This window comes from Picrophilus oshimae DSM 9789 (genome assembly GCF_900176435.1).
GTDB classification, from domain to species: Archaea; Thermoplasmatota; Thermoplasmata; order Thermoplasmatales; family Thermoplasmataceae; genus Picrophilus; species Picrophilus oshimae.
Genome location: NZ_FWYE01000001.1, coordinates 232,094 through 247,085, shown reverse-complemented (window position 1 = coordinate 247,085; position 14,992 = coordinate 232,094). Strand labels below are relative to the sequence as shown.

Annotated in this window: 21 protein-coding genes and 1 tRNA gene; 10 read left to right on the top strand and 12 right to left on the bottom strand. The window is 36.1% G+C overall.

Translation table 11 applies throughout. From position 1 onward, the window contains the following. Window positions 1-17: 17 nt before the first annotated feature. The 3 genes from B8780_RS08250 to B8780_RS01345 are packed head-to-tail and all read right to left on the bottom strand — an operon-like array spanning window position 18 to window position 2,231. Complete coding sequence (locus tag B8780_RS08250; protein WP_236719343.1) at window positions 18-365, bottom strand: CBS domain-containing protein; 348 nt, start codon at window positions 363-365, stop codon at window positions 18-20. Window positions 366-374: 9 nt separating this feature from the next. Further along, window positions 375-1,619, bottom strand: coding sequence for a cation:proton antiporter (locus B8780_RS01350; RefSeq protein ID WP_236719342.1), 1,245 nt, complete (start codon window positions 1,617-1,619; stop codon window positions 375-377). A gap of 54 nt (window positions 1,620-1,673) precedes the next feature. Next, entirely contained in the window at window positions 1,674-2,231 is a 558-nt protein-coding gene (locus B8780_RS01345) for a RibD family protein (RefSeq protein WP_084272393.1), read from the bottom strand. Between the two features lie 147 nt (window positions 2,232-2,378). Here B8780_RS01345 and B8780_RS01340 point away from each other — a divergent pair, with 147 nt between their 5' ends. From B8780_RS01340 to B8780_RS01320, 5 genes are all read left to right on the top strand, one after another. Further along, entirely contained in the window at window positions 2,379-3,371 is a 993-nt protein-coding gene (locus B8780_RS01340) for an amidohydrolase family protein (RefSeq protein ID WP_084272392.1), read from the top strand. A 38-nt stretch (window positions 3,372-3,409) separates the two neighbouring features. Further along, window positions 3,410-4,081, top strand: a complete 672-nt coding sequence (gene ribB / locus B8780_RS01335; protein ID WP_011177513.1) for a 3,4-dihydroxy-2-butanone-4-phosphate synthase — start codon at window positions 3,410-3,412, stop codon at window positions 4,079-4,081. Beyond that, window positions 4,078-4,557: a riboflavin synthase gene (gene ribC / locus B8780_RS01330; protein WP_084272391.1), complete on the top strand. Its 480-nt coding sequence runs from the start codon at window positions 4,078-4,080 to the stop codon at window positions 4,555-4,557. Before ribB ends, ribC begins: the two co-directional genes overlap by 4 nt. 9 nt (window positions 4,558-4,566) lie before the next feature. Continuing rightward, window positions 4,567-4,977 carry a 6,7-dimethyl-8-ribityllumazine synthase gene (gene ribH / locus B8780_RS01325; RefSeq protein ID WP_011177515.1) on the top strand — a complete coding sequence of 137 codons (411 nt, stop codon included), beginning with the start codon at window positions 4,567-4,569 and terminating at the stop codon, window positions 4,975-4,977. A gap of 359 nt (window positions 4,978-5,336) precedes the next feature. Next, complete coding sequence (locus B8780_RS01320) at window positions 5,337-5,867, top strand: 50S ribosomal protein L16 (RefSeq protein WP_011177516.1); 531 nt, start codon at window positions 5,337-5,339, stop codon at window positions 5,865-5,867. A 13-nt stretch (window positions 5,868-5,880) separates the two neighbouring features. Here the strand turns inward: B8780_RS01320 and speB are convergent, their stop codons facing one another. From speB to B8780_RS01295, 5 genes are all read right to left on the bottom strand, one after another. Next, window positions 5,881-6,777 (bottom strand): agmatinase, encoded by an 897-nt coding sequence (gene speB / locus B8780_RS01315; protein WP_153274114.1) that lies wholly within the window; start codon window positions 6,775-6,777, stop codon window positions 5,881-5,883. Next, window positions 6,735-7,124 (bottom strand): translation initiation factor IF-5A, encoded by a 390-nt coding sequence (locus tag B8780_RS01310; protein ID WP_011177518.1) that lies wholly within the window; start codon window positions 7,122-7,124, stop codon window positions 6,735-6,737. The genes speB and B8780_RS01310 overlap by 43 nt, the downstream gene beginning before the upstream one ends. Before the next feature lie 76 nt (window positions 7,125-7,200). Then, window positions 7,201-7,273 (bottom strand) — tRNA-His (locus B8780_RS01305). A gap of 37 nt (window positions 7,274-7,310) precedes the next feature. Beyond that, entirely contained in the window at window positions 7,311-7,925 is a 615-nt protein-coding gene (locus B8780_RS01300; RefSeq protein ID WP_084272390.1) for an METTL5 family protein, read from the bottom strand. Then, complete coding sequence (locus tag B8780_RS01295; RefSeq protein WP_011177520.1) at window positions 7,906-8,208, bottom strand: hypothetical protein; 303 nt, start codon at window positions 8,206-8,208, stop codon at window positions 7,906-7,908. Before B8780_RS01295 ends, B8780_RS01300 begins: the two co-directional genes overlap by 20 nt. 151 nt (window positions 8,209-8,359) lie before the next feature. Here B8780_RS01295 and B8780_RS01290 point away from each other — a divergent pair, with 151 nt between their 5' ends. Beyond that, entirely contained in the window at window positions 8,360-9,256 is an 897-nt protein-coding gene (locus B8780_RS01290) for a heme o synthase (protein WP_011177521.1), read from the top strand. Window positions 9,257-9,259: 3 nt separating this feature from the next. On the opposite strand, the gene B8780_RS01285 is transcribed toward B8780_RS01290, so the two are convergent. The 3 genes from B8780_RS01285 to B8780_RS01280 are packed head-to-tail and all read right to left on the bottom strand — an operon-like array spanning window position 9,260 to window position 10,184. Continuing rightward, window positions 9,260-9,475 (bottom strand): LSM domain-containing protein, encoded by a 216-nt coding sequence (locus tag B8780_RS01285; protein ID WP_011177522.1) that lies wholly within the window; start codon window positions 9,473-9,475, stop codon window positions 9,260-9,262. Between the two features lie 9 nt (window positions 9,476-9,484). Beyond that, on the bottom strand, window positions 9,485-9,637 hold the full coding sequence (locus B8780_RS08195) for a hypothetical protein (RefSeq protein ID WP_011177523.1): 153 nt from the start codon (window positions 9,635-9,637) through the stop codon (window positions 9,485-9,487). Then, complete coding sequence (locus B8780_RS01280) at window positions 9,624-10,184, bottom strand: exosome complex RNA-binding protein Csl4 (protein WP_011177524.1); 561 nt, start codon at window positions 10,182-10,184, stop codon at window positions 9,624-9,626. The genes B8780_RS08195 and B8780_RS01280 overlap by 14 nt, the downstream gene beginning before the upstream one ends. 84 nt (window positions 10,185-10,268) lie before the next feature. Here B8780_RS01280 and B8780_RS01275 point away from each other — a divergent pair, with 84 nt between their 5' ends. Both B8780_RS01275 and B8780_RS01270 read left to right on the top strand, forming a co-directional pair. Next, window positions 10,269-11,813, top strand: a complete 1,545-nt coding sequence (locus tag B8780_RS01275) for an archaeosine synthase subunit alpha (RefSeq protein ID WP_084272389.1) — start codon at window positions 10,269-10,271, stop codon at window positions 11,811-11,813. Window positions 11,814-11,843: 30 nt separating this feature from the next. Next, complete coding sequence (locus tag B8780_RS01270) at window positions 11,844-13,082, top strand: amidohydrolase family protein (RefSeq protein WP_084272388.1); 1,239 nt, start codon at window positions 11,844-11,846, stop codon at window positions 13,080-13,082. A gap of 2 nt (window positions 13,083-13,084) precedes the next feature. On the opposite strand, the gene B8780_RS01265 is transcribed toward B8780_RS01270, so the two are convergent. Next, entirely contained in the window at window positions 13,085-13,318 is a 234-nt protein-coding gene (locus B8780_RS01265) for a hypothetical protein (protein WP_011177527.1), read from the bottom strand. Between the two features lie 166 nt (window positions 13,319-13,484). On the opposite strand from B8780_RS01265, the gene B8780_RS01260 reads away from it, so the two are divergent. Continuing rightward, window positions 13,485-14,090 (top strand): peroxiredoxin, encoded by a 606-nt coding sequence (locus B8780_RS01260; protein ID WP_011177528.1) that lies wholly within the window; start codon window positions 13,485-13,487, stop codon window positions 14,088-14,090. 41 nt (window positions 14,091-14,131) lie between these two features. Next, window positions 14,132-14,983 carry an aldo/keto reductase gene (locus B8780_RS01255; protein ID WP_084272387.1) on the top strand — a complete coding sequence of 284 codons (852 nt, stop codon included), beginning with the start codon at window positions 14,132-14,134 and terminating at the stop codon, window positions 14,981-14,983. Window positions 14,984-14,992: the final 9 nt, after the last annotated feature.

Genomic DNA, 14,992 nt, shown 5'->3' with positions numbered 1-14,992 from the left:
TTATTTATTTAAATTTTCTAATTTTTTGTATCCAGAACATCTGATATATACTTTAATATCTCCCTTTCAAGTATTGTTCCAACAAATTTTTCGTTGCTGTCAACCACAGCCACTATTGGCGGGTCCTTATCCCTGAATATCCTTATAAGATCTGTTGCAGGCGCACTGCAGTGTACTCTTATAACTGGAACTATGCCCGCCTCATAAACCCTTAGTGTTTGCAATTTCCCCTCGCCCAGAGAGATCATATCGCTCAATGTTATCTGGCCAAGGACATAGTTATTATTATCTATCACAACAACGGCCCTGGCATTTAGATCCATGCACATCTTAAATGCAAAGCTTAATGGATTCCTTTTATTCACAGAGACTGTTTAAAGCGTTTTTGCTATATCGCATGCCTTCAGGTTTTTAAACTGCTGCTCAACAATGTTCCATACATACCTTGAGTTGTTTGATGGTATCACCGGATTTTCAATATTAAATAGCAATGGCACTGCAAGCGTTAGCAATGATATTGCAAACATTATTATAGAATATTGATACCTTGTTACTATGGAAATTGAAAGTGCAACAACAAGCAGTGCCGCGTCAACACCGCCGTTTACAGAGGTGCCAAGGCCATTTCTTAGGGCCTTTATTCCAATGAATCTTGAGAATATTATTCCTGCAATTGGTTTTATAAGAAGACCAAGCACAAATATGATTATCCCAAGGATTATCAATGACAGGCTTACTTTTACAAAGTAAAGGCCGAGACCTATGAAAAATAGTGGCTCGAAGAATCCATATGTTACGGTTGACACCTTTTCTGCTATTAATGGCCTGTCATTTATGAAATCCCTTAGAATTATACCAAGAAACAGTGCAACTATTGCAGAGTTAAATCCATAGTACTGGCCAACGAACCCAAGTATAAGTATAAATGATATGATTATCGCTATTATTGTTTCATGCGCCTTTGAACTTATATCCATTTTTTCCAAAAAACCCTTTAAAATGTACTTTCCAAATAGTATTATAAGCAATATTGATACAAAAAGCTCGGCTGCTATTATTAATATATGAATCAATGTTATCTTTTCCCTGTAAACATCTGACAGGAACGAGAACAAAACAACAGCACTTATCTCTATTGCAACAACCTGCCTGAATATTGAATTCCCGTCCTGCGTTCTATTTAATCCTGTATCGCTTAAAAGTCTTGTTAGCGGCCCTGCACTGGACATTCCAGTTACTATACCTGTAACCATTGATACAATAATATTATGAAATATGTAATAAACAATGAAAGATATTAAAGAAAACGGTATTATAAATTCCAGAATGCCTATAATAATATTCTTTACTTTTAAAAGCTCCTTTGTATTTATATCCTTAAATTCGAGTGAACCACCAGCAAAAAGCAGGAAGTTTATCCCAAGTGATATAAAGAGCGTTATGTTTGGCAGTATCTTTATAAGGCCAAGAACACCAGGGCCAATAACTATTCCAATGAAAACCGCGGCAACGTATGGCACAAGCTTAAATCTTTCGAAGAGTTCCTCACCCATTTTTGCAAGGAATAATAAGGCACCTATAAAGATCAATGCAAGCAGTGAATCAGAGATACCGTACATTTATTTTATATACTGTAATTCTATATAATCTTTAATTATTGTTTTCCGTTAAAATCATTTTATTTTTAATAATATGCCATCTCCAAGCTTTAATATATTATAATTAACGGATGCCTCAAAACCATTGAAAACTGGCATTCCGGATAAGATCATACCCGGATTAATATAGATATAAAATTCATCATAGAGTTTATTTAAAAAGAACTGTGATATAACATTGGCCCCGCCCTCAACAAGTATGCTTTTTATGCCGTGTTCATAAAGAACGTTCAATATATTTTTCATGTCAAGGTCATTTAATTTTATTACAATGACATTTTTTAATGAAACATCAACACCTGTTATGATGTATGTAGGTACACCACCATCAAAGACCTTATAATTATCATTTAATTTATAATTTCCGTCGAGTATTATCCTTGATCTGGCGTGTTTTAATTCCGGATTATCGACCATGACCGTTCCGGCACCTATTAAAACCGCATCCACGCTTTTTCTGAGGTCAATGGTTCTGTTCCAGTCATAATCATCGGATATTTTAATGGAGCCATTTATAGACGAGATCCTTCCGTTTAGAGACATGGCAACGTTGATTATTACATAAGGCCTCATAATGGTTAATTTAAATCTAATATAACAATTTTGGGATATTACTTATAATTAAGTTACTTATCTATAAGTAATAACTAAAATTTATATAATTATATTGTAAATCTGAAATAAATTATTATATTTTATATTTTAAATAAATACAGTACCATGATCATTTCAGGAAATATATACTTTAAAGGTTCCATGATAAAAGGGAACTTTGATACCAGCTCCATGGAATTAACTGAAAAAACCGGTATTAAAGGAACATTGATACCAATGCCTGTAAATGCACATACACATATCGGTGACTCATTTATAATGGACGAGCCTGCAGGCACGCTGCCTGAAATAGTTGGCCCTGGTGGCTTAAAGCACAGGGCGCTGGAATCTGCAGATGAATATAAAGTAAAGGAATACATGGAAAAATCAGAAAGGTACATGGAAAATACAGGAACACTGGCATTTTTTGATTTTCGTGAGAACGGTATAAATGGCATAAACCTATTAAAGAATACAAGAAGGAAATACATAGTACCATTGATATTTGGAAGGCCATATAAAAATGACGATCCTAATGACATTATTAAAATATCAGATGGTATTGGTTTAAGTTCTGTATCTGATATTGATTACGATGCCGCACTGAACATATCTGAACTGGCACACAAAAATAAAAAGATCATGGCATTGCACTTCAGCGAGAACACCCGGGAGGATATAAACATGGTTCTTGGTTTAAAACCGGATCTTCTTATACATGGCATAGAGGCCAGCGACGATGATCTGGATAAAATATCAGGCAGGAACATATATTTATCAATAACGCCAAGGTCAAACATCTTCTATGGAAAAAGGCCTGATTATTCAAAATTTTTAAGGCATAAAATAAAGCTTATGCTTGGCACTGATAATGTCTTTACATCAATACCTGACATTTTCATGGAGATGGATTTCTTATACAGATACCAGAGATTTAATGGATACATATCACCAGAGGATATACTAAGGATGGTTATAGACAATCCAAGGGAATTCATGCTTAAAAAAGGAATAAAAATAGCTGAAAAATACATATTTTTTAGGAATGAGCTGTTGAATCCATATCAGATAGTGACAAAGAGGCACTACCATGAGGCAATATTACTTAATAATGAGTAGATACCAATATATTAAATAATATAATGCAATAATCCATCATGATCCAGGAAGCTGTTAAATCCCTTAGATCAGGGATGCCAGTCCTAATCTTTGATTCAGACGACAGGGAAGGAGAAACCGATATGGTCTATGCATCGCAGTTTATCAGGCCGGAATCTATAAGATCGATGAGAAAGGATGGCGGTGGTTTAATATGCACAACAATAAAAATGGAGGATGCCTTATTAACAAGGCTTCCTTACATTGAGGATCTGTATAAAACACTTGATATACCAAATATAACAAATGCGGACGATTTAAAATATGATAAAAACAGCACGTTCTCAATAACGGTAAATTCCAGGGAGACATTTACAGGAATACCTGATATAGACCGTGCAAAAACGGTCAAAGACATATCATTTTACATTGATAACCTTAGAAGAAAAAAGATGGACTATAATGATTTTGGAAGGATCTTCAGATCACCAGGGCATATACATTTATTAATAGCCAGTGATGGCTACTTCAAAAAAAGAAGGGGCCATACAGAATTAAGCACATACCTTGTTGAAATATCCGGTCTGATACCATCGGCAACAATCGTTGAGATGTTATCAGATACCGGAAGATCAATGACAATGGAGGAGGCCATGGCATATGCAAGGAATCACAATTATACCTTTATCACAGGCGATGAAATAATTTCACACTGGAGTGGTTCCAATTGAAGGTTATTGGTATTGTTGATACAACATTTGCAAGATATGATATGGCCTCTGCAGCCATGGATGAACTTGAGAAAACCGGTACGGGTTTTATTTTCCAGAGATACACGGTTCCAGGAATAAAGGATATACCTGTTGCTGCAAAGATACTCTTTGAGGATTACAACTGCGATATTGTAATGGCATTTGGCATGCCAGGGCCCATGCCCGTTGACAAAATTTCAGCCCAGATAGCATCAACAGGCATAATGGAGGTTCAGCTTCAGGAAAAGAAACACATCATTGAGGTCTTTGTACATGAGGATGAGGCCATGGATGACAATGAACTTTCATGGCTCTGCGACAGGCGTGCCAGGGAGCATGCCCTGAACGTCTATTATTTATTGTTCGACAAGGAAAAGTTAACAGAAAACGCAGGCATGGGATTAAGACAGGGATTCCCTGATAAGGGGCCTGCTGGATCCGGCCATAAACATTAGGTGTTTATCATGATAAGAATAGGAATGGTTGTTGCAGAATTCAATTATGATATAACAATGATGATGCTTGAAAGGGCAAGATCGTATGCTGAATTTCTTGGTGTTGAGGTGCATAAAATACTAAGGGTTCCGGGCTCATTTGATATGCCACTAGCAATTAAAAAGCTGCTTATGGATAATGATATCGATGGCGTTGTAACAATAGGCGCGGTTATAAAAGGTGAAACGGATCATCATAAAATCATAATGGACAACGTTTCAAGAAAGATAACAGATCTAAGTCTGGAGTATAATAAGCCTGTGGCCCTTGGTATTTCAGGTCCTGGAGAATCAAGGCTCCAGGCAGAGGCAAGGATAGATATGGCAAAGGAGGCTGTTGAGAGCTGCGTTAAGATGATTAAATTACTAAAATCAAATTAATAAGAAATTTTTATTATAAATAAAAGTCATTTTTATAATTGTTATGTCATGGACCATTGCATCTTAACAAATACATAACATCATTTTCAGGCTTAATAAATATAAATTCAATAAAACATGAAATAAAAATTGAATAATAATTAACTGTTAATTGCACTGAAAATATTAATAGATATATTTGATTTTTAATTCAAACATGCATCATTTCATTGTTGCTTTATTGCCTTAACATGCTCAATACCATGGTATAAAAGATAATTACCAGTTATCACAAATCTACATAGCTGCAACGCTTATAAAAAAGGAATAAATAAATTAAAAAATATTTTATACATGTAAGAATTTTAGAATGGATAATAATGGTAACAAAACCAGCAAGAATGTATACAAGAATCACCGGCCCGGCATACACAAGAAAGGAGTTTATGGGCGGTGTACCATATCCAAAAATCACAACGTTTATTCAGGGCAATCAAAAGAAGGACTTTGAAATTGAAATGATGCTTGTTGCCGAGGAGGCGTGCCAGATAAGGCATACCGCCCTAGAGGCCGCAAGGGTATCGGTAAACAGAAAGCTTCTTGATGCTGCGGGATCGGATAATTATTTCCTGCAGATAAGGCCGTACCCGCACCAGGTGATAAGGGAGCATAAAATGGCAACCGGCGCCGGTGCAGACAGAATATCAAGCGGTATGAGGGCAGCCTTTGGCAGGCCTGTTGGCACGGCTGCAAGGGTTTATCCAGGCCAGATCATAATGGTCGGAAGGGTTGACAGAAACAATGCAAAGCTTTTAAAGGATGCCCTGCACAAGGCATCAATAAAACTGCCAACACCGTGCAAGGTTGTTGTCACAAAGGGCAGCAAGATCACTGAAAGCCTTGGTATTTAAAAATATATTTTATTTATTTTTCCCTGCTTGCTATAAAATCCTGTATCATCTTTGCCGCAAGCATTGATGTGTTTCCATTATCATATAATGGCGTCATCTCAACGATGTCAAATCCTATGCTTTTCTTTGAAAATCTCCTTATTATTGATCTTACATCAGTGTCTCTTAGGCCATATGGCTCAGGTGTACCAACGCCGGGTGCATAGGCCGGGTCTATACCATCCATATCTATTGAGAAATATATCCTGGAATCACCGATAAATTCATCAAGCTCATCCAAAACGCTTTTTATTCCATTTTCTAGCACATATTCAGATGATACAAAACGGACATTTCTGTACTCCGGCGATTCGTACTCCTCAAGGGATGTTGACCTTGTGCCAACGGAAACTATACTATCCCTTCCCAGAATGTCAAGGCACCTTCTTGTAACGCATGCATGATTATAAATATTGTCCATGTAAGAATCCCTGAAGTCCGAGTGTGCATCGATTATCAGCATCTTTACGTTCCTGAGGTTTCTCACAGCACCAATTGTTATTGAATGCTCCCCACCAAGCATTATTGGCACCTTTTTATCATTGAATATTGTTCTTGTTACAGTTTCCACCTCGCTAAGAACGTACTCAACATCCTCGTAAACAGGCAGATCTCCAAGATCACATATGCCGGCGTCAGGTATATTGTACTTGTAATTTATCTCGAAGGATTCTAGATTATTGTATGCGTATCTTATATAATTTGGTGATAGCCTTGAACCCCTTCTATAGCTTGATGTATTGTCAAAAGGTACGCCGAAGAGAACGTACCTTGCATTTTTATAATCAGATAATGCATCAGGTAATTTAAGATACGAAAAGTGCTGCATCAGTTCTGAAGCATTATCTTTCTCTGACCCATTGCCTCCCAATAGGGCACCTCCATTCCTGGTTTAATCTTCTCAAGGTCTGCAGGATCAACCGGTATAACAAAGGTTTCAAATGTCTCAGAGTCCATTAACTGAACCTCATTGTTTGCTATTGATAGAACCTGGGCATTCTTCTTTGTAATTACCGGAACCTTAACCTTATGCTTTACAGGATAAACCACACTGTGCTTTTGATTATCAAAGACCCCTATTGCAACTATTCTTCCCTTTGCCTCACCGTGCTTCCCTGGCTTTGACATTGTAATGTCAACGATCCTGCATGGTGAATCGTCAATTAATATGTATCTTCCAACCTTTAATTCTCTTACCTCTGCTTCAGTCCAGCTCATTCTAACACCCTGTGGTTAATATTTTCAGTCTTTATATATTTTTATATTTAAGTTTAAAAGTTTAAGAATACAAAAGGGCCGGGACCGGGAATTGAACCCGGGTCCGGGGATCCACAGTCCCCAAGGATGTGCCACTACCCCACCCCGGCCATTAATGGTTAATTGCAATTCAATATAATTATTTTTTCAATTTTTTACATAAAAAATTACTGAGTCTATTTTATATCTATCATGCCTATGATGTTTGTATATCCTTGGGATCTCAATTGACATAAAGCTCTCATCCATGATCTCGGCATTTTCCGTGTAAAATTTCCTTATAAAATCGTATGCCCTGGCATTATGTATTGAATATATATTTTTTGATATTTCCAGAGCCTTTTCGAGGAATTTCATATCACTGCCCCTTATAACAGAGCCAAATGGTGGATTCATTATAACTGTATCGAACGTTTCATCTATTTTAGAAACATCCATATTAAAAAATCTTGCACTGGCACCTGCAATCTCATTATTTTTAACTGAGAGTTTTATCATTTCCTGGTCTATGTCAAAGCCCTTTGATTCCAGAGCTCCCATTAGCGAGGCACCAATGGCGAATACACCATAACCACAGCCAAGATCGGCCACCCTTTTGTTTAAAATATCACCATTTAAATATGCGCTTATAATAATTGAAGATGCCGAGGAAGCATCCGTCGGATACTGCTCGAGATTTATATCGTAATTCTCCGGCAGCATCAATCCCTGAAGCCTTATCTCAAGCTGCCTTTTATTAATCTTATTCCTGTATATTGCCAACCGCCATCTCCACTATGTTTCTTGCCATCTTTTTTGCATTCTCCCTGTTCTCTCCCCTTGTTATTAATATCTGCTCTATCTTTCTTATAGCCCTCTGCTTCTTCCAGGTTCCGCTCTCATGGGCAGCAAGGACAATGTATTCTGCTATCTCCCTGTCAACGTTTATTCCAAATCTCTCCTTTATCTTTATCTGCCAAACCGGAACAAGGACAGTTGGTATGTCTTTTAATGGATTTTTGTTCCTGTATGATTCTATAATCTTGTTAATATCGTTTCCGGCCATATGGTTTCATCTATAACTAAGATATAAACTTTTCACAAATTTGTTAGCCAAAAATTATACGTGTTAATTTATATAGTTATAATTAATGTCGATATTACCATTTTTAAAATATTTAAGGATTTTATGAAAAAATATTTAAAAAGAATTAATTATGAATAAAGCATACATGTATATGAATAAATTAAGGGCCTATTTCATCTATTCAAAGCCACAGGTATGGTGGCTTTTAGTCTTTATAGGATTAATAGGTTCAATACTTGCGATAAACTCATTTAAATCATATTTAATAATACTATTACTTGTCGCCCTTGTTGCAAACATGACCGGTTCAATGGGTGCCGAGGGTCTTACAAATTACATAGACCGGGATATGGATTCAATAATGGAGAGAACAAGAAACAGGCCATTGCCATCAGGCGAAATCAGCGAAAAGGGTGCCTTTTTGTTTGGAATCATACTATCGCTCTTCTCTATTTTTATATTATTAATATTTAAAAGATACCTTGCAGCACTATTTATGTTCCTTGGCCTGTTCGATAACGTTTTTATTTACAGCTACCTTTTAAAAAGGAGAACCCCGTACAGCATAATCCTTGGTGGGTTCTCAGGTGCATTTCCGGTACTTATAGGCTGGTATACAGTCACTGATAGATTTTCATGGATACCTTTTATATTATTCTTCCTTGTAATGTTCTGGATCCCGGTTCATGTCTGGAGCCTTGCATACAAGTACCGTGATGATTATTACAGGGCCGGGGTTCCAATGCTTCCAGTTGTTTACTCGGATAGGAAAACAGCAGTTTCAATATCATTATCATCAATGCTTCTTATACTGTTTTCTGTAATACCATATTTTCTTGGTTTTTTTAATTATCTTTACCTTCTGGTTATATTAATATTATCAGTACCAATTGTAATATATTCAGTAAATTTCATAAAAAAGCCCACAAAGAAAGCCTCCATGAGGCTATTTATCTACACGGCTCCATATCTGACCTTTGTCTTTTTCATTGTTATGATTATACACATTATAGAAATAATAAAATAAAAATTATTTTGGGGCAATTCTTACAACGTTGCTGCCCCTTATAACAACAGTTCCAAGCTTTCTCTGGGTCTCACCGCTCTCCTCGGCATCATCAAGCGTCATGTTCATGTACTCATCATAGCCTGCAAGGGTGCCTTCAAGAACCCTGTTGTCCTTTAAAAGCAGTGATACCTTCTTATTTAAACTCTCCTCAAGCATCTTCATTGGTAATAGCGCCATAAAACCACCTCAATTATATTCATCACCATCATCATATTCTTCCCTGCTCATCATTATCTCAAGGAGGCCCCTAACAACTTCCTTCATGCTGTCAAGCTCCTTTCTCATGTCATTTACCTCCCTGGATAACTCCTGAACATCCTTTACTTTACCTTCCTTCATTATTATCACCTATATTTATATTGCCATAATCATCCGAGATCTTTCTCCTCTCTATTCTTTTACAGTTTGTACAGTAAAGCACATTATTTTTTATCACCATCTCCCTGCGGCAAACGGTGCATCTTGTTCTGAGAACGCCCAGATGCGTGGAGAATATTGTTATGTAAAGTGGTTTTGTCGTTAACACCTTTCCCCTTAACATGTCCCCAAGTGAAACCATCTGGGTATAATTCCTGTTCAGTATTGGCAGTCTCAGCTTTGCGTCCTTTTCCACAGGGATTAACCTATTATCCTCAACAGCGTAGATATGTACCGTTGCCTCATTGTTTGTTACCTTGAGAACCATCCCGTAAACAATATCGCCTACCTTTAATGCCCTTTCATGCTTCATTGGCCTGACAGATATAACAAGGTTCCTGTCATCCTTTACGACCTCACCATAGCATAGAGATATTATATTCCCAGCATCCTCAATGGTGTTTTTGCCTGGTAGGTACTCCTCCTCACTTGCTATGACGTCACCCGGGTATGATATACTTCCATGCATTCATATAGAAATTATTTATACATTATTAAGTTTTTTATACACACAAACTGTAAAAATATATCTATGCTTTAGCCATTAGCTTTTATGGAAAAAAAGGATAACGTCTTCACATTTGGCAACGCATTAAGTCTTTACTATAAGGATTACGAAACACCTCTTATCATAAATACTGATGATATAAACCAGTTTAAGAGATCAGATAAATTTTATGTTCTTGGCAATGAATTCAATGCAGAGATAAAATATCCATATTTTATGTCCTCCCTTTATTGCATTGAATCCGGTGATATAGTAATGGTTTACAATGCCGTTGAGCTAATACAGAGGCCAAGGCTTATAATAAAGGCATTAATGGCTTTAAGAAAAAAATACGGTTTTTCAAAATTAATATACCTTCCTGGCATAGGTGATCCATACATTATACCTGTTCTTGTTTATGCCGGTGCTGACCTCTTTGATGATATATACATAAAAGAGGAGAGCATTAATAATATAAAATACACAATGATGGGCAAAACAAAATCATCTGATAATAATATAAATGATAACCTTAAGTTCGCCAACGATATTATATCATTATTAAGATCCGCAATAAAAACAGGTACACTAAGGGAATTCGTTGAGAAGTTCCAGTATTCAAGCAGGGCAATTGAGATGCTAAGAATAATTGATAATGATTATTTTTCAGATTATTCAATGGTATTTCCGGTATATACACCATATATAAAGGCAAACACCATAGAATCATTAAACAGGCCTGACATAGTATCTTACAGGAACTACATAAAAAATGATTATTCAAAACCTGACGTTGAAAATCTTTTAATACTCCCATGCTCAGCAAAAAAACCATATTCAAAATCAAAGAGCCATAAAAAGATACTTTCCAGGATAGAAAAATACAGAAAATACATACACGAGTTAATAGTAACCTCGCCTGTTGGTCTGGTTCCGAGGGAGCTTGAATCCATGTACCCTGCGGCCTTCTATGATATCCCGGTCATAGGCCTCTGGTACGAGGATGAAAAGAAGATGATAAACGATCTCTTAAAATCCTATTTATTAAAAAATAGATATAAAAACATAGTAGCATACATAGATGAGGATTTAAACTTTATAAAAAGCTCTGGAAACATCATTTTAATTGAGGGTAATATACTATCAGAGGAAAAACTTTCCGAGCTTGAATCAACACTTAGGGATTTAACGATAAACTCTCCAAAAATGGATCATTTATTCAATTATAAAAGCATGCTATCATACCAGTTTGGAACATGGATAAAAGATTATCTAGATGATATAAAAATAAGCAGGAGCTATAACATGGATATGGTAACAAGGAATGGCAGGGCCCTCTTTGTATTCAATGAAAAACTTGGCAGGTTCACGATAAATAGAAACGGTGCATGTATATTTTTAAATGCAGGTAAAAAGATTGTTTACATTGATGATTTTAAGCCAACATCCTATGTCTTCAATGCCGGTATAAAAGATGCAACAGACGATATAAAACCCGGGGATGAGGTTATAATAGTTCACAACAATGAGATCCGCGGTGTTGGCACTGCACTGATATCTTACAGGGCAATGATTGATCTCGATCATGGTGCCGGTGTTAAGGTAAGATAAAAAATTAATAATTAAAAAAGATACAAAATAATGTCAATTTTAATAAAAAATGCAATGATTTTAAGGGATTTAAAATTCATAAAATCAGATGTATTAATAGATGGTAATATAATAAAAAAAACAGGTGAGATAAAAGATTACGCAGATTATATTATAGACGCAAAATGCAATCTTTTAATACCAGGGTTTGTGAATACCCATGCCCATGTTGCAATGACAGGTTTCAAGGGTCTTTTGGACGATACTGTTTTAAGTGATTTTCTGGAAAAATCCGGTGATCTTGATTCTTCAAGAACAGATAACGGTATATATAACTCGTCACTTCTTGGCATGTATGAAATGATAAATTCAGGAATAACAACATTTGTTGATTTATATTATTCAGAGGATATAATACAAAGGGCTGCAGAGAAAACAGGTATACGCGCATACCTTGCCTGGGCCGTTCTTGACGATGAGTACACAACACAGAAGGGCAGCCCTGTAAAGAATGCCGAACATTTTATAACAATGGACCACCCTGAAAATGTAACACCAATGATCGGTGTTCAAGGTATATATGTATCATCTGATGAAACATACATGAAGGTTCTTGATCTATCAAAAAAATACAATGTTATGATGCACACACATTTATCGGAAACCAGGAAGGAAGTCTATGATACGGTAAAACGCTACGGTGAGAGGCCTGTTGAGCATTTAAATAAAATAAACTTCCTTTCAGATAAATTGATTGCGGCACACTGCGTCTGGGTAACAATCAATGAGATAAAGATGCTCTCAAAAAACAATGTAAAGGTTTCATGGAACTCTGTAAGCAATGCGAAGCTTGCATCAGGGGGCAACGCACCCATACCGGAAATGCTTAATAATAACATAAATGTATCAATTGGAACGGACAGCTCCGGAAGCAACAACTCACTTGATATGTTCCAGGAAATGAAGTTCTCATTGCTATCAATAAACAATGAGCGCTGGGACCCGTCAATAATAAAATCCGGTGACATTTTTAGAATGGCAACATTGAATGGCTACAGTGCATTAAATCTAAACGGTGGAATAATTGAGCCCGGCAGCATTGCCGATTTAATAATAATTGACAGACGGGCTGTTAACATGATTCCGGGCAATGATTTTATAAAGAACATCGTTTTCTCCGGAAATCCATCAAATGTACTTTATGTAATTGTAAACGGAAAAATATTAAAGGAAAATGGCAGGCTAAATAACTTTAATCCTGATGAATTTATTGATGCAGAATTCCTTTGAAATCATATTTTTCGAAATAATATAGATATATCATTATCATCATCAAATTTTATAATCCTCAGGTTGTACATTAAACATAATTTCTCAAAAACCTCCCTTTTATATGGAAATTTCTCCCTTGATAAATAAAGCATCACATCATCATCAATATCAATGCTCCATGATTTTAAAAGTGATTTAAGATATGTTAATGAATCACCACCGCATGATATATAACGTCTATCATCTATTATCATATATAATTTATTTATAAAATAGATATAAACTTAATTTAGCAATTAAAATAAGGAAATTTTAAAAATAATGATATTAATATTTTTTAATATTAAAATATATCTATTGGTGCAATTGCACCTTTGATAACTGTATTATATTTTTTACGGATCACATACTGGTGATAGAATGCCTGTGTATCTTGGTAAAAGGGCCCCGGATTTTACGGCAAACACAACGCGTGGTGTAATATCGCTATCAGATTACAAAAACAAATGGGTGCTTTTGTTCTCACACCCTGCAGATTTTACGCCAATATGCACAACAGAATTTATTGAGTTTTCAAGGAGATACAACGATTTTAAGGAATTAAACGTCGAGTTGATAGGTCTGAGCGTTGACAGCCTGCAAAGCCATATCGAATGGCTTAAGGACATCTATGAAAAATTTGGTATAGAGATACAGTTTCCTGTTATAGCTGATATAAATAAGGAGATAGCAAGGGAATACAATCTAATCGACGAGAACGCCGGAAATACCGTTCGCGGAGTATTTATAATAGATCCAAACCAGACCGTAAGATGGATGATATACTATCCTGCAGAAACTGGCAGAAACATAGATGAGATATTAAGGTCAGTAAAGGCGCTGCAGGCCAACTGGTCAAGGAAAATAGCAACACCGGTGAACTGGAGGCCTGGAGATAAGGGAATACTGCCACCGCCATCAACATTAGAGGATGCACTTCAGAGAATAAGGGAGGGCAATAAAACCTGGTATATAAAAACAGAATAAATTTTTGAAAAGTATTTTATTTACATTTATATTATAAATTTATGGAATTTTATCTTGGGAAGACCGGTGAAAGGATTTCATCAATAGGAATTGGCACATGGCAGATGAAAAGCAACGATCAAAGCATAATGGCAATACGTGCAGGTCTGGACGCCGGCTCAAACTTTGTGGACACTGCCGAGGCATACAGAAACGAGGCCATGGTTGGAAGGGCCATAGAATCCAGGGAAGTTTTTATAGCCACAAAGGTATTTCCGAATCATTTTAAATATGATAGCTTAATAAGAGCCTGTGAAAACAGCCTTAAAAGGTTAAATGTAAAAACAATAGATCTTTACCAGTTACACTGGCCAAACAGGCACGTCGATATAAAGGAAACAATGAAAGCCATGGAGCACCTTGTAGATACCGGTATGATAAGATACATAGGTGTCAGCAATTTTAATGTAAACGAATTAAAAAGCGCAATGTCCGCAATGTCAAAATATGAAATTGTGTCAAACCAGGTTGAATACAATCCACTGGTTAGATACATAGAACCTGAGATATCTGAATTCTGCAGGAAAAACAGCATTTCAATTATAGCATACAGCCCGTTAATGCATGGCCATGATATTGATGCCATTTCAAAGGATGAAAGCCCGTTTAATATAATAGCAAATAAAAGAAATGCAACTGTAAGACAGGTAATCCTTGCATGGATCTTATCAAAGAACTTCTTTGCGATACCAAAAAGTAATGTTCCTGAACATGTAATAGAAAATGTAAAGTCCATGAACATTAATTTAAGCAGCGAGGAAACATCAATGATAGATCATTACGTTTCAAGGTTTAACAAAAAATCATTAAAGGAAAGGTACGGGAATATTATATCTTTTGTATCAAGGTTCTGAATGTAAATT

Coding starts and splice junctions, on each gene's coding strand:
- ribB (WP_011177513.1), top strand. CDS start 3,410: ATGATCCAGGAAGCTGTTAAATCCCTTAGATCAGGGATGCCAGTCCTA.
- B8780_RS01320 (WP_011177516.1), top strand. CDS start 5,337: ATGGTAACAAAACCAGCAAGAATGTATACAAGAATCACCGGCCCGGCA.
- B8780_RS01290 (WP_011177521.1), top strand. CDS start 8,360: ATGAATAAAGCATACATGTATATGAATAAATTAAGGGCCTATTTCATC.
- B8780_RS08195 (WP_011177523.1), bottom strand. CDS start 9,637: ATGAAGGAAGGTAAAGTAAAGGATGTTCAGGAGTTATCCAGGGAGGTA.
- B8780_RS01350 (WP_236719342.1), bottom strand. CDS start 1,619: ATGTACGGTATCTCTGATTCACTGCTTGCATTGATCTTTATAGGTGCC.
- B8780_RS01280 (WP_011177524.1), bottom strand. CDS start 10,184: ATGCATGGAAGTATATCATACCCGGGTGACGTCATAGCAAGTGAGGAG.
- B8780_RS01260 (WP_011177528.1), top strand. CDS start 13,485: ATGCCTGTGTATCTTGGTAAAAGGGCCCCGGATTTTACGGCAAACACA.
- B8780_RS01265 (WP_011177527.1), bottom strand. CDS start 13,318: ATGATAATAGATGATAGACGTTATATATCATGCGGTGGTGATTCATTA.
- B8780_RS01340 (WP_084272392.1), top strand. CDS start 2,379: ATGATCATTTCAGGAAATATATACTTTAAAGGTTCCATGATAAAAGGG.
- B8780_RS01270 (WP_084272388.1), top strand. CDS start 11,844: ATGTCAATTTTAATAAAAAATGCAATGATTTTAAGGGATTTAAAATTC.
- B8780_RS01295 (WP_011177520.1), bottom strand. CDS start 8,208: ATGGCCGGAAACGATATTAACAAGATTATAGAATCATACAGGAACAAA.
- ribH (WP_011177515.1), top strand. CDS start 4,567: ATGATAAGAATAGGAATGGTTGTTGCAGAATTCAATTATGATATAACA.
- B8780_RS01275 (WP_084272389.1), top strand. CDS start 10,269: ATGGAAAAAAAGGATAACGTCTTCACATTTGGCAACGCATTAAGTCTT.
- B8780_RS01285 (WP_011177522.1), bottom strand. CDS start 9,475: ATGGCGCTATTACCAATGAAGATGCTTGAGGAGAGTTTAAATAAGAAG.
- B8780_RS01310 (WP_011177518.1), bottom strand. CDS start 7,124: ATGAGCTGGACTGAAGCAGAGGTAAGAGAATTAAAGGTTGGAAGATAC.
- B8780_RS01345 (WP_084272393.1), bottom strand. CDS start 2,231: ATGAGGCCTTATGTAATAATCAACGTTGCCATGTCTCTAAACGGAAGG.
- B8780_RS01255 (WP_084272387.1), top strand. CDS start 14,132: ATGGAATTTTATCTTGGGAAGACCGGTGAAAGGATTTCATCAATAGGA.